The organism is Kitasatospora sp. NBC_01539, assembly GCF_045040525.1.
In the GTDB taxonomy this organism is placed as follows: domain Bacteria; phylum Actinomycetota; class Actinomycetes; order Streptomycetales; family Streptomycetaceae; genus Kitasatospora.
Genome location: NZ_CP109390.1, coordinates 8,127,756 through 8,140,414 on the forward strand (window position 1 = coordinate 8,127,756; position 12,659 = coordinate 8,140,414).

At 70.3% G+C, this 12,659-nt stretch carries 8 protein-coding genes; 3 read left to right on the top strand and 5 right to left on the bottom strand.

The window, feature by feature from the left end; translation table 11 throughout:
- Positions 1-690: 690 nt before the first annotated feature.
- Together OG335_RS35310 and OG335_RS35315 are read left to right on the top strand one after the other, a co-directional pair.
- The gene (locus tag OG335_RS35310; RefSeq protein ID WP_405015231.1) at positions 691-2,871 is read left to right on the top strand and encodes a hypothetical protein; all 2,181 of its coding nucleotides are present in this window, start codon (positions 691-693) and stop codon (positions 2,869-2,871) included.
- Complete coding sequence (locus OG335_RS35315; protein WP_405015232.1) at positions 2,868-4,124, top strand: MFS transporter; 1,257 nt, start codon at positions 2,868-2,870, stop codon at positions 4,122-4,124. The genes OG335_RS35310 and OG335_RS35315 overlap by 4 nt, the downstream gene beginning before the upstream one ends.
- A gap of 348 nt (positions 4,125-4,472) precedes the next feature.
- Here the strand turns inward: OG335_RS35315 and OG335_RS35320 are convergent, their stop codons facing one another.
- The 4 genes from OG335_RS35320 to OG335_RS35335 form a co-directional block, all read right to left on the bottom strand.
- Positions 4,473-4,838: a hypothetical protein gene (locus tag OG335_RS35320; RefSeq protein WP_405015233.1), complete on the bottom strand. Its 366-nt coding sequence runs from the start codon at positions 4,836-4,838 to the stop codon at positions 4,473-4,475.
- Between the two features lie 381 nt (positions 4,839-5,219).
- Positions 5,220-5,717: a hypothetical protein gene (locus tag OG335_RS35325; protein ID WP_405015234.1), complete on the bottom strand. Its 498-nt coding sequence runs from the start codon at positions 5,715-5,717 to the stop codon at positions 5,220-5,222.
- 342 nt (positions 5,718-6,059) lie between these two features.
- Positions 6,060-6,215, bottom strand: coding sequence for a hypothetical protein (locus OG335_RS35330; RefSeq protein WP_405015235.1), 156 nt, complete (start codon positions 6,213-6,215; stop codon positions 6,060-6,062).
- A 90-nt stretch (positions 6,216-6,305) separates the two neighbouring features.
- On the bottom strand, positions 6,306-7,298 hold the full coding sequence (locus tag OG335_RS35335) for a LacI family DNA-binding transcriptional regulator (RefSeq protein WP_405015236.1): 993 nt from the start codon (positions 7,296-7,298) through the stop codon (positions 6,306-6,308).
- A gap of 582 nt (positions 7,299-7,880) precedes the next feature.
- Here OG335_RS35335 and OG335_RS35340 point away from each other — a divergent pair.
- Positions 7,881-9,218 (top strand): DUF1996 domain-containing protein, encoded by a 1,338-nt coding sequence (locus OG335_RS35340; RefSeq protein ID WP_405015237.1) that lies wholly within the window; start codon positions 7,881-7,883, stop codon positions 9,216-9,218.
- Between the two features lie 513 nt (positions 9,219-9,731).
- Here OG335_RS35340 and OG335_RS35345 read toward each other — a convergent pair.
- Positions 9,732-12,620: a peptidoglycan-binding protein gene (locus OG335_RS35345; RefSeq protein WP_405015238.1), complete on the bottom strand. Its 2,889-nt coding sequence runs from the start codon at positions 12,618-12,620 to the stop codon at positions 9,732-9,734.
- Between the last annotated feature and the right edge of the window lie 39 nt (positions 12,621-12,659).

The following is a 12,659-nucleotide window of genomic DNA, read 5'->3' on the forward strand; positions in this document are numbered from 1 at the left end:
ACAACAGCCCTTCTCAATCAATTGGCCGCGCCAAAGAGGACCACTTTCAGGGCCCGAGACGATGACGATAACCCTAGGGACTGCGACGTTGATCGTAAAGCCCCGGCGTCCATATATGCCCAAGATGACGGGAAACGGGGTTCTGGGCGATTTGCCGCAGGAGGCGGCACCGGCGGGCGTCCACGGGCGGGGCGCGGCCCTGCCCGATCGACGGGGGGGCAGCCCCCAGGCGGGATCCCGGACGCCCCATCAGCTACCTGTGCGGGGTTGGCCCGCAGCACGGCGGAGGCGGGGAGTCCAGATCGTGGCGGACCCATTGACAGCCGGATCGGTCCTCGTGGATGATCACGCCACATCTTGAGTCGAGCGGGGCTTCCGGCTTTCTGCGGGTAAATGCCGAGGCCGGGCCGAGCCCCTTATCCGAGCGGCCCGCCTTCTGCCGTAAAAGGTGCTGCAACGTCTTCATCCGAGCGTATTCCAGACGACTGATTCCTGTACTGTCCATAAACTTTCCACACACCCGCGCGAGAGGCGCCCCGAGTACGAGCCACAGACCGTCCGGGGTGATATTTTTATGATCCGCTTGGCTCTGGACGACTACCCGGCCGACATCCAGCGGGGACACGCCCCTTCCGCCCCACCACACCACAGGGCGCTGACCGGGACCTTCGACGACAGGTACCTCTCGCTATGACCACACTTCAGGAGCTCGGGCTCACCGCACCCTTCGCCGTGTACGAGCACGTCGGGCAGGGCGCCGACGATGACGCGTACCTGCACGCGTTGGCGGTTCCACGCAACTCCGGCGCACAGAACCGGATCCCCGTGCTCGGTCCACCGACCGCGGCCCACCACGCCGTCGAGGCGGTCAGCACACCGGCCCCGCAGCGTTCGCCCGGGCAGCCGGGCACCGTCGTCGTGGTGTCCCCGCCCGGCTCCGCCGTGGCCGACATCGCGGCCGCGCTGGCCGAGTCGGTGGGCGGCCGCCATGTCGAGCCGACGGACCTCGGCGGGATCGGGCGCGCCTGCGCCGGCGCGCGGCACGTGGCGCTGGTCGCGCTGGCGGGAGAGATCGGCGAACGCGAACTCGCCGCCGCGCAGGACAGCCTCTGGCAGGAGTTCGGCGGCGGCGACGGCGGCCACCTGGGCCTCCTGACCGGCGTGACCCGGGCGGACGTCGCCTGGCTGATCGCCAAGGGACTCGGGCTGCCGCACCGGTCCGCGCCCCGGGACCCGGCCCTGCGGGTGTGGTCCGCGCTGGAGTCGCTGGAACGCAGGGTCAGCAGCAGGGTGCTGCTGGCCGAGGATTCGCGGACGAGTGTCCTGCGACCACTGCTCACCGAACAGCGCTGGCGGGACCTGTCGTTGATGACGCACGGTCGCGACGACGCCGCCATCTTCAACGACATGGTGGTGTGCGCTCCCGGCCCGCTGCGGCTGGAGCCGGACGACCCCGAGCGCGAGCGGGCACCGGCATGCGCCTTCACCGGTCGCTGCTACCGGCCCGGCGTCGAACCCGACCAGGTGGTCAAGGCGGAACTCATCCTCGCGGACGCGGTGTTCGCGAACGTCTGCATGTCGCTGAGGGTGTCCGACGGACTGTTCCCCGCGCGCTACCTCCTACCCCACGGCTTCGTGCGCGGCACCGCGGCGGGCTTCATCGGCTCGCCGATGGTGGTGAACGGCTCGGCCAAGCTGGCGGACGTCTTCCACGCGTGCAGCGCCGGTGGGCTCACCCTCGGCGAGACCGCCACCGTCATGAACGACCACCTGCGCCACGAGCGGGTGGACCTCCCCAGCTTCACCATGCTCGGGCTGCCGTGGGCCCGGCTCGCCGACCCGGACCCGGCCGCCTGGGACGCGTTCGCGCAGCTGCGCGCCGAGGCCGGAACGCACTGGGGAGCGGCGAGGGCCACCGCGCTCTCGCTCTCCGCCGAGACCCGGACCGGCCGGGCCCTGGTCCTGGCGACGTCGCCGAGGTCGGCGGCCGCCCTGGCCGCCGTGCCCGGCGCCACCGCCCTGCCCGAGGTCGACGCCGATGACGTGTCCGACCTGAGCGCCCGGGCCCGGGCGCTGGGCCGGTCGATGACCAACCTCGACGACGTGCCGCTCCTGGGGCTGCGCTACTCCCGCCACGGCAACGTGATGAACAACGTCCGGGCCCAGGTGACCAGCCTGGCCACCGCCCTGTCCCGGGCCGCCCTGGCCGGGGACATCGACCGCCTCACACGGAGGTTGGACACGGTCGTGCAGGCGGTCGAGCGGGCGGAGCTCGGCCTGGCGGAGGCGCTCGCCGAGCGGGGCGTGAACGGCATCCAGACCTTCAACGACATCTGGGGCGAGCGGTTCGAGTACGACGAGCCCGAGTTGAGCGGTGAGGACTGCCCGTACTGCGGGCGCGCACTCGTCTGGCAGCGCGCGACCCACTCGGTGTTCGGGCGGCTGCGGCGCACGGCCACCATATGCCCCAGGTGCGTCGTCGTCATCGACTCCGACGACGCCTCTCCGGTCGCCTCCGCGCGGCTCGCGTGCGAGGAGTCGTGGTCCCGCGACAGCAGCCAGGAGGTCACGCTGACCTTCCGGCTCGGCCCCGGGCACGCGGCTGGGTCCACCGTGGCGGCGGCGGTGTTCGTGGCCGGCGCGGAGAAGATCGGCATCGGAGCGGCGGCCGTCGAGCGCATCCGGCCGGACGCGACCGGTACGGGCCGACTGACCGTCAAGGTGGCGGTGGGCCAGGAGGCGCGGCTGCACCAGGAGTACGTGCGCGGACTCGTCATCGCCGAGGGAACGGTCGTGGTGGTGACCAGGCCGGTCTGGGTGCGCCCCGCGGCCACGCCCGTCGGCATCGGACAGCGGCCGGTGACCGGATGAACCCCCTGAAGCGACTCGCTCCGCGCCCGGGCGCGCTGCTGCCGCAGGACGGCGCGCAGCGGCTGCTCGCCGGCATCGCGTTCCTGGTCACGTTCGGCTACGGCATCTACCTGACCGGCGAGGCGCTGTACCTGACACAGGGCCTGCACCTTCCGGCCGGTCAGGTGGGCCTCGGCATGGGAGTGGCCGGGGCCGTCGCCCTGGCGGCCGGCATCCCGGTGGGCCACCTGGCCGACCGGCACGGAGCGCGCGGCGTCTACACCGTCATGCTGCTCCTGTGCGGCCTGGCCATGACCGGGCTCTGCTTCACCCGCACGTTCTGGCCGTTCCTGTTCTACGCCACCGTCTTCTCCTTCGCCCAGACAGCCGGCTACGCCGCCCGCAGCCCGTTGATCCAGCACTACGCCGGAGACCGGCCGGCCGAGTTCCGCGGCTACATCCGGGCGCTGACCAACGTCGCCTTCGCCGCCAGCGCCGTGTGCGCCGGGTGGGCGCTCGAACTGAACACCCGCAGCGCCTACATCGCGATCATCGCGCTCGGCGCCGTGTGCCACCTGGTCGGTGCGGTGATGGCATGGTCGATCAAGAGCGTCCCGCCGCCCCGGGCGGAACAGCAGGGCCCGCGCTGGGCCGCCCTGCGCGACCGCCCCTATGTGGTGCTGTCCGCCCTGGACGGGCTCATGTCGGTGCAGTACCGGGTCCTCACCTTCGCGGTACCCCTGTGGCTGGTGGGGTTCACCTCGGCACCGCGCTGGTCGGTGTCCTCCGTGGTGCTGGCGAACACGGTGATCGTGGTCTTCTTCCAGGTCCGCGCGAGCCGGAGCATCACCTCCGTGGCCACCTCCGCCGCCGCCTTCCGCCGGGCCGGCTTCGCCTTCCTCCTCGCCAGCGCGGTGTTCTCACTGCTCCCCGGGATGCCACCCTGGGCGGCCGTGGCTGCTGTGCTCACGGCCGCGACGGTGCACTCGATCGGCGAGATCTGGCAGGCCGCAGGCGGCTTCGAGCTCTCCTACGCGCTGGCCCGCCCGGAGTCGGTGGGCCAGTACCAGGGCCTCTTCGGCATGGGGCTCGGCCTCGGCACCGCGGTCGGGCCCTCTGTTCTGACCGCGCTCTGCATCGACCTGGGACGCCCGGGCTGGTGGATCCTCGGAGCCGGCTTCGCCCTGACCGGCTTGGCGGTCCCGGTGGCGACTCGGTGGGCGGAGCGCGCGACGCACCGGACGCAACCGGCGGCGGAGCTGGCTACCGGTTGAGGCGGCGAGTGAAGTTCCCCCCAAGGCCGAGTAGTTGGCGTTTTTGCAGGTCGCGCAAGGGAGCTGCTGCGGATGGAGCTGCCGTGCAACGGCCGGTGCGGACTCTCCTGGTCATTCCCTTCTTCGTCCAGCGGGAGAGTTGTCGGTAGGTGGCGACGAGGGTGACGTCGCCGAGGAGCTCGGCGATCTCCCTTGCCCGCCGATGTCGTTCGTGTTCGGTCTGCAGGATGGTCAGGACGCGTGTCATGCGGCTGCTGGTCCTGCCGGGGCCGACGTATGGCGGGACGGTCGCCGCGGGTGGTGCGGGCTCCGGGGCTGGGGGCGGCAGGAGAGCGATCGTTATCGAGGTCACGGTCCGGCTGCCGTCGGAGCGGCCGTCCAACTTCTGTTCCGCATAGCGGGGACGGGAGACTTCACCTTGCGGGTGCTGACGCGGGTTCTGTGTGCGGGCGCGAGCGTCGACAGGAGTCGGCGGCCGATCTCTCCGATGTCCTGCTCGAAGACTCCCTGAGCACATACCAGCAGGTCACGGGCGGTTTGGAGTGCGATAGTGAAGCCGCATCGGTCGGGATCGGTGCACGGCTGGGACTCCGCCGCCTCGACCATGGTGCGGCGCAGGAGCTGGTAGAGGGTGAGCAGGGACCACATCTCCTGCTCGACGCCGATCGGGTCGTTCGAGCGCAGGACGCGTCCGTGCAGGATGGTGCGACGCAAGGCGTAGTAGGCGCTCTCGTGTTGTCGGGTAGGTGCGGCGCATTGCTGCGCCGCACCCCCCTCAGAACCGGACGGGCGGCGTTAGCGACTTCGGCGCATCAGGGTACGCCCAGCACCTTGAAAAGGGGCACGACCTGCTCGAACGTCAGACCTGATACCCCTGACCGTCCCCGAGATCCGCCGACTGGTCACCCACCTCACCCGGCCCGTCCGCCGCAGCATCGACCATGTCCTGCACTGGTCCCGATGGCGCCGCCGACGCCGGCACCAGGCCCGCACCAGCCACTACAAGCGACGAGGCCACAGCCCAAGAGCTGAAGCCTCGTCACGGTAAGCACCGTTGCAGTACTAGGGCGCCCTTGAGGGCGCCGAGTTCGGCGTTCACGGGGCGGCGCACAGTTCGCCGAGGCGTTCCAGGGTGCTCGCCATCTGCGTCTGCCACCAGGCGCGCCCGCTGTCCACCTCCGCGCGTTTGTCCTCCGGCATGCGCGAACCGTCGAAGATCTCGGTCACGACCGTCGCCCCGGCCCGGTCCGGGAGCAGGTCGAAGATCCACCGGTGGCCCCATGCGGCCCCTGGTGTGGCGGCGTCCGGGTGCCCGCGACCGGGCCTCGGCTCCCAGCCGATGCGGCGGTCCGGCTCGTACTCGACGACGTGGTTGTTCATCTCGTAGTCGCCGTAGCGCTCGTAGTGCATCCGCATCACGAAGACGTCTCCGACGCCCGAGACCAGGGCGTCGGAAAAGCCACCGCGCAGCATCCCCGAGCCGTCGAGGTCCGGGTGCCGTCCGGGGTCGGCCAAGATCCGGAAGATGTCCTCCGCCGGGGCCTTGATGCGCCGGGACACCGCCACCACGGCCTCCCCTGTCCTACTCGTCATCCGCCGCCTCCGTCAACCGCAGAGCATGAGCCTGACTTCGGCCCGGACGCTACACCGGGGGTACGACAACGCCAGGCCGAGCACGTACGAGCCCCGCCCTGCGCGCACTCCCACCGAACCAGTTGGTCGCCAGCACCACATGCAGTTGGGTGCGCGGCCATCTCCGAGCAGTACTCGCGCTCGTGTGCGGCCCAACTCCGCCGTCGGCTGCCCTACGTCGTCCGGCATCCGCCAACCCGGTGAACCTTCCTGGGCCGGGTAGCCGGAGGGGATCTCACCCTCCGGCTCCCACAGATCCGTACGTGACAGTCTCCCGTCATACGGCTCTTGTCGTCCTGATCGTCAGCCCGTGAAGGCGGGGGTAGTCCATTTCCAGTGCACGAACAGCCGAGGGCTGCGTTGCGCCCCGGCCTGCAAGGCTTGGATGGCTTTCCTCAACGAGCTCAGCCGTTTGTACTTCTTGCGGATCCAACGCACCAGGTAGGCGTTGATGCGCATCAGGAGAGGGTCCCGCTCTCACCCAAGTCTGACAGAGAGGGGACTGGCATCGGCCCACACGCCGCGACGGGCAAGCGTGCAGCCGGAAGATCAAGTGGACTCACGGACCACGAGTTCGTTCGGCATGATCACCGGGTCGGTGGAACCGCCTTCGATGAGGCTGAGGAGCAGGCGGACCGCAGCGGTTGCCTGATCGGCCATCGGGCTGCGCACCGAGGTGAGGGCAGGACTGGTGTAGGACGCGGCTTCTATGTCGTCGAAACCAACGATGGCCACGTCTTCCGGGACGCGTCGTCCCGCTCGGTGGAGGGTGCGCAGGGCTCCGATCGCCATCAGGTCGTTGGATGCGAACACCGCATCGAGATGGGGATCGTCCTCCAGGAGTTGGCGCATGGCCTCGGCGCCGGACGCTCTGGTGAAGTCACCCAACGCCACGATGGAGCGGCGCCCGGTGTCGCGCAGTGGCTGGCGGTAGCCTTCGAGACGCTCGCGCGCCTCGTAGAGTTCGAGCGGTCCGGTGATGGCGGCGATCCGGCGGCGGCCCCGCTGCAGAAGGTGACGCACCGCAAGGGCCGCTCCGCCGGCGTTGTCCAGGGCCACGTACGGGATGTCCGGTGCGGAAGTGCGGTTGAAGGAGACGACCGGCAGGCCCTGCCTGGCCAGGGCGGCCGGCAGTGGATCTGCACCGTGCAGGGCTACGAGCATCACGCCGTCCACGTGCCCCCCGGCGATGTACCGTTCCACTTCGGTCCGGCTCCGGTCCGATTCGGCGAGCATGAGCAACAGCCGTTTTCCTGCCGACTCGAGTTCTCTGCTGACGGTGCGGACCACCGTGGAGAAGAGGGGGTCGTCCGAGACGACTCCCTGAGGGGGGTCGGAGACGACCACGGCCAGGGTGTCCGTGCGACGGGTGACCAGGTTGCGGGCCGCGCCGTTGGGCACATAGCCCAGCTCGCGGACGGCTCGCATGACGACGTCCCGGATCTCCGGGGCGACTGTGGTCTCGCCATTGATGACGCGGGACACGCTTGATTTGGACACACCCGCACGGACGGCGACTACCTGGAGAGTAGGTCGTTTCATGCCGCTACCTTCCCATTTCCGCTGTCCGGGACGGTTCTCAGGGAGCGTTCCCTCATCGGGGCCGACCTCCGGCTTCGTGTGTTGGCGATGCAAGCAGCGTATCCGCGGGCCGGGTCGCACGGCTGTGTTCCGGACCTGCTCCCTCCCTGCGCCTGCCTCGGTGGCCGCTCTCTCTGATTCCGGAGGTCGTCAGGGAGCGCTCCATCAACACAGTCCCCTTGAAATCTCCGCTTTCCTCAAGGCATACAAGGCTATTGACAGCCCTCCGTCACGCCCTCATGCTCCCTTCAGGGAGCGTTCCCTCAACTTCCCCCCACTTGAGGAGTCGCCTGTGCGAGCCGTGTTGCGCTGCTTCGACTCACCTGTCCGACTCTTCGAGTAGTCGTTCCCCGGGCACCCGCAAGAACCCCAGGGCCGCTCCGCCTGCCCCCTGGGGTACCGGGCTTCGCATGTCCGGGCACGTTCCACTCCGACGTTCCTGCTCCATCCCCTGAACCGCCCGCCGGGAGCAGCACTTCCCGGCCGCGACGCTCGTGAGGAAGTGAGATGCGTAGACACCCCGTACGCCTGTACACGCCGTTAGTGGGCACTCTCGTGCTCGTACTGGCCGCTGCTCTGGGCGGCCTGACCGCCTCGGCCCAGTTGGCACAGGCCGCCACCGTCACCGTTCAGGCCGAGTCCTACGCGGCCCAGTCCGGCGTCGGGTTGGAGGTGACCGCAGATGCCGGAGGCGGGCAGAACGCGGCGTTCCTCGCCAACGGCGACTGGATGCGCTTCGACAACGTCGACCTCGGCGCCGTCGGCCGCCTGACGGTCTCGGCCCGCATTGCTTCCGCCGTCGGCTCGGGCACGGTGGAGTTGCGGACCGAAAGCCTGACGGGTCCGTTGCTCGCGGCCGTGCCGACCTCCCCGACCGGCGGCTGGCAGAACTGGGTGACCCGGGACACCGACGTCACCACCCACCCCACCGGTTCGCAGACGGTGTTCGCCGTGCTGCGCAGCGCGGCAGCGGGCGACTTCGTCAACATCAACTGGTTCTCCTTCGTCGGCGCGGGGAGCAGCCCAACGGCCGGCTGGATCCCCGTCGACCAGGCCAAGTGGGACGCTCAGCTGGCACAGTTCCGTGCGATGACGTCGGCCGCAGTGCCCGCCGGCGTGGTCCGGGTTCCGGAGTTCAACGCCGGCTGCACCTACAGTCACTCCAAGCCGGACGACCCGATCGTCCTGCCGGGTCTTGCCGGTGCGTCCCACATGCACAGCTTCTTCGGGAACAAGAGCACCGACGCGTTCTCCACCACCGAGTCGCTGCTGGCCCATACGGGAACCAGTTGCGCTCCGGCCAAGGACCTCTCCGCCTACTGGATCCCCACGCTGTACGAGGGCGACCGTGCCGTTGAACCCGCAGGCATGACCGTCTACTACGGTTCCCGGCTTCCCGACCCCTCGGTGACCGTGCCCTTCCCTGAGGGCTTCCGCATGATCGCGGGCAGCGCCAAACTGCAGGCGCCCACCCCGGCGGGATCGCCCGGACAGTTCTGGTGTGCCGGTGAGGGCGGCGAGATCGGCCGCAGCGGTGACGGCAACTGGCCGGTCTGCGCCCCGAAGGCCCATCTCACCTACCAGCTCGTCTTCCCCGACTGCTGGGACGGCAAAAACCTGGACAGTCCCGACCACAAGTCACATGTCGCGTCGACCTACGACGGCAAGTGCAGCGGCGCCTACCCCGTCGCCATCCCGAACGTCTCCTTCGTCATCGACTACCCGACCAGTGGGAGTGCCGCAGGCTTTCGTCTGGCCTCGGGCATGGCATCGTCCATCCACGGTGACTTCTTCAACGCCTGGGACAACGCTGCCCTCGGGCACCGTGTGAAGGACTGCATCGTCCAGAAGGCCAAGTGCAACTCCGCCGGCACCTTCTGACCCTGCGGTCGGCATGACGCCTTGGCCATGGCGCTGCCGGCTGTCGGATGCACCGCGCAGTCGACAGCCGGCAAGTCGCCGGCAGCATCCTCGACGTCACCGACACGGCATGGATCCAGTGGGACGATCCCCATGGACGAGCGCGTGCGACTCCTGACCGATCTGGCTCCTGAAGTTTCCCCGTGATCTCGGACATTCGTTCTTACGCGGTTCGACGCGAAGGCCACCGTGCCCATCGAGATGGTCGGGCACCACATCCAGGAGGAGGGAGACCGACTGGTTCCCGAAGGTGCGCGACGCCCTGGGCCGTAGGGAGCTTCAGGAGATCGGGGCCCGGATGCTGGAGGTCCGCGCGATGGCACCCCACCGGCCCGAACATCCGGGCTCGCTCAAGAGGACCGTCGAGGGGCTCCTGGGGTGACGCACAGGCGGGCCGCCCGCTCTGCTGCCAGTCATATTTGCCGTTGGCGGCGACGCGCCCACGTGGGTGGCTGTCAACGGCAGCCGTGGCCGTCAGGGCTGCACCAGGGACCCCGCCTGGTCGGAGAGGCGGCCGTAGTGGGCGTCGTTGTACTCGACGGCGAGGCGGACGCTGTTCTGGAAGGCGCCGTCGGTCGTGGCGTTGTCGATGAGCCACCGGGCCAGGGCCTGCTGCCGGGCGTCGGCACCCGCGGTCGGGAGTCCGTCGATCGCGACGCGCCCCGTGCCGTGGACGGCCTCGTAGGCGCTGCGGGCCGCGTTCACGGCTCCGTTCGCGCCGATGATCTGGTTGGGGCGGTTGACGTGCCAGCGCAGCAGCGCGGCCACCGCCTGCTCGCTGGTGAACACGTCGCCGAACGTCGCCACCGAGCCGTCCGCCCGGAAGGGGCCGGTGTCCTCCGGGCCGGAGGCGGTCTGGAAGGCGCGGCCGAGCAGGGTGCGCAGCCGGATCAGGGCGAACCGGTACTGGGCGTACTGGAACCGCCGGCTGGTGCGGGCGACCGAGAGCAGCCGGTGCAACACCCGCCAACTGCGATACCAGTCCAGCAGGTAGGCGTCCTTGACGCCGCCGCCGTCGGCCGGGGTGAACGGCAGTGCCAGGTACGGCTGGAGCACTCCGTCCTCGTCGTGCAGGCCGTACATGGCCAGTGTGCCGGTGAGTTTGGCGCGGTTGACCGAGTCCGGTGGCTGGGTGTCGTCCCAGCCCTCGGCGATGCCGACGCCCCAGGAGCCGAAGTCCCGTTCGTAGTCCTGTGGGTAGTGGGTGCGGTAGTGGCTGAGCATCGCCGGCAGCTCCCACCGGCCGTTGGGGCCGAGGGTCCAGTGGTACATGCCCATGGACAGGCGGGCGATGTCCCAGCAGTTGTGGACGTCGAAGTACCCGTACATCTCGACCTTGGCGATGGCCCGTACGACGCGGTACTGCGAGACGACGACGGGAAGGGCGGGGGACGGCGGGACGTCCGGGTCGCCGCAGGTGTACGGGGTCATCTCGGCGCCCGCCCAGGTGCGCCGGATCGCCTTGTTCGGCATCTGGACCGGTCCGCCGGTGCCCTCGGGGGTCCAGGAGCCGAGCACCACGGGGTCGTTGCCCTGGGCGCCGAGTTCGGGTGCGGGGGTCGCGCCCCTCTCGGCGGCCTCGAACCACTGGCGGCGCAGGCCGTCGACCGCGCAGAGCACCAGCGAGGAGTCGGTGACCTGGTTCCATGTCCACACGTCGTCGTGGACCACGACGCCCAGGCCGGCGCTGCTGTAGCGGTGGGAGCGCACGCGCAGCGGGTTGAGCCGCACCGGTGTCGCCGTGGGGTCGGTGAGCCCGGACGCCTCGACCCAGGTGGCCAGGACCTGGGCGGTGTCGTGGTCCAGCACGCCGTTGACCGGCCCGCGGTAGCGCATCCAGGCGAGCTCGTCGGGACGGGGTGCCGGCCCGGCGGGGACGTCCCGGTGGAACTGCGACTGCTGCGCCTCGATCTGGAACTCGCGCAGCGCGACGGCCGTCCGGCCGCCGAAGTCCCCGTCCGCGGCGGTGATCACGGTGAAGCCGAGCGCCATCAGGTCCGTCTGGAGCCGGCGGACGGGGCCGAGCGGGGGAGGGGTGCCGTCGGGGCCGGGGGCGGAGGCCGGGTCCTTGGAGCCGATGGACAGCATCGAACCGCCCCAGCGCTCCAGCGGGTTGACGAGTGGCCAGCCGTTGAGCGTCCAGCCGTCGCCGGTCAGGCCGGCCCGGAGCCAGGCGGTGAACCGGTCGGTCACCGCCTGCAGCATCGCCGCGCCCCAGGGGCTGCCCAGTTCGTGATCGATCTCGCGGTTGATCTCGTTGAAGCCGACCCGGCCGACGAGGGGCAGTTCGCGGACCACGGTGGGTCGGCCCTCGGGGAAGGCGTCGAGTGCGTCGGTGTGGAACGAGGCCCGGCGGTAGCGGGCGGTGTAGAGCAGGGTGTGGACCGCCTCGCGGAGGGCCTCGCGGACGTCGGTCGCCGCGTCGGCGCCCAGCTTGCGGGCGCCGGGACCGCCCGCCGGGTCGTCCTCCTGGTCGATGTCGGGTACGACGCGGGCGAGGAAGAGGTGGAAGCGGTTGTTCGCGTGGACGGCGGAGCGGTCGGCGGGCGGGTGCTCCACGTCGTAGTAGGAGCGCAGCAGGTCGGTGACCGGGGTCCCGGAGTCGTCGTCGAGGTCCTCGAACTCCCGCATCAGGACCACCGCGTCGAGGTCGCCTATCAGGTCGTCGGCCGCGCAGCGGGCGGTGACCGCGGCGTCGAGCCACTTCGCCGGCACCGCGGCGATGACGGCGGGGTCGGCGGACTCGGTGAACGGCGGCTCGGTCACGGGGACCCTCCGCGCGACGGCGTCCCTCCGGACGGTCGTCCGGGTGTCGTTCCACTGCGACCACCAGGAGGCCAGGTCGCCCGTCCAGCTGAGCAGGCCCGTCACGTCGGCGAGGCCGGTGTCCACCGCGTGGGCCTTGTACGAGAGGCCGTTGCGCGCCCGGTCGGCGAGCACCCACAGGTGGGAGAGGTCGACGGGCGGCAGGTCGCGGCGGACCCGGATCGCGCCGGTGCGGAAGAGGTTGTCCAGGGTCTGCTGCGGGACGTCCTTGACGGTGACGGGGGCGCCGGCCCAGTCGCTGCCGGTGGTGTCGAGGACGGTGTCGAAGAGGGCGTTGCCGGTGGCCTTGCCGTAGTAGAGCAGGCGGACCCGCTGCACGAACTCGTCCACGTCCCAGTCGGTCGCCCGTTCCAGTTCGGCGAGCCAGGTGAGGTAGTCGGCGAGGTCGACGACGTACCCCTTGTGCTCGCGCCGCAGTGCTACCGGTCCGCCGTACCAGCGCTCCCGGGGGTGGACCCGGCCGACCCGCAGCGTGGCGGCCGTCAGCGCGGTGATGTCGACCGGGGGCGGGGCCGGCGCGGCGGCGGTGGTCTGCATGGTGGCTCCCCATGGTTGCCGGACGTGGCATCAGCTGAC

What these genes read in the sequence shown, in the direction of transcription:
- OG335_RS35310 (WP_405015231.1), top strand. Translation starts at nt 691, where the DNA reads ATGACCACACTTCAGGAGCTCGGGCTCACCGCACCCTTCGCCGTGTAC.
- OG335_RS35315 (WP_405015232.1), top strand. Translation starts at nt 2,868, where the DNA reads ATGAACCCCCTGAAGCGACTCGCTCCGCGCCCGGGCGCGCTGCTGCCG.
- OG335_RS35325 (WP_405015234.1), bottom strand. Translation starts at nt 5,717, where the DNA reads ATGACGAGTAGGACAGGGGAGGCCGTGGTGGCGGTGTCCCGGCGCATC.
- OG335_RS35330 (WP_405015235.1), bottom strand. Translation starts at nt 6,215, where the DNA reads ATGCGCATCAACGCCTACCTGGTGCGTTGGATCCGCAAGAAGTACAAA.
- OG335_RS35335 (WP_405015236.1), bottom strand. Translation starts at nt 7,298, where the DNA reads ATGAAACGACCTACTCTCCAGGTAGTCGCCGTCCGTGCGGGTGTGTCC.
- OG335_RS35345 (WP_405015238.1), bottom strand. Translation starts at nt 12,620, where the DNA reads ATGCAGACCACCGCCGCCGCGCCGGCCCCGCCCCCGGTCGACATCACC.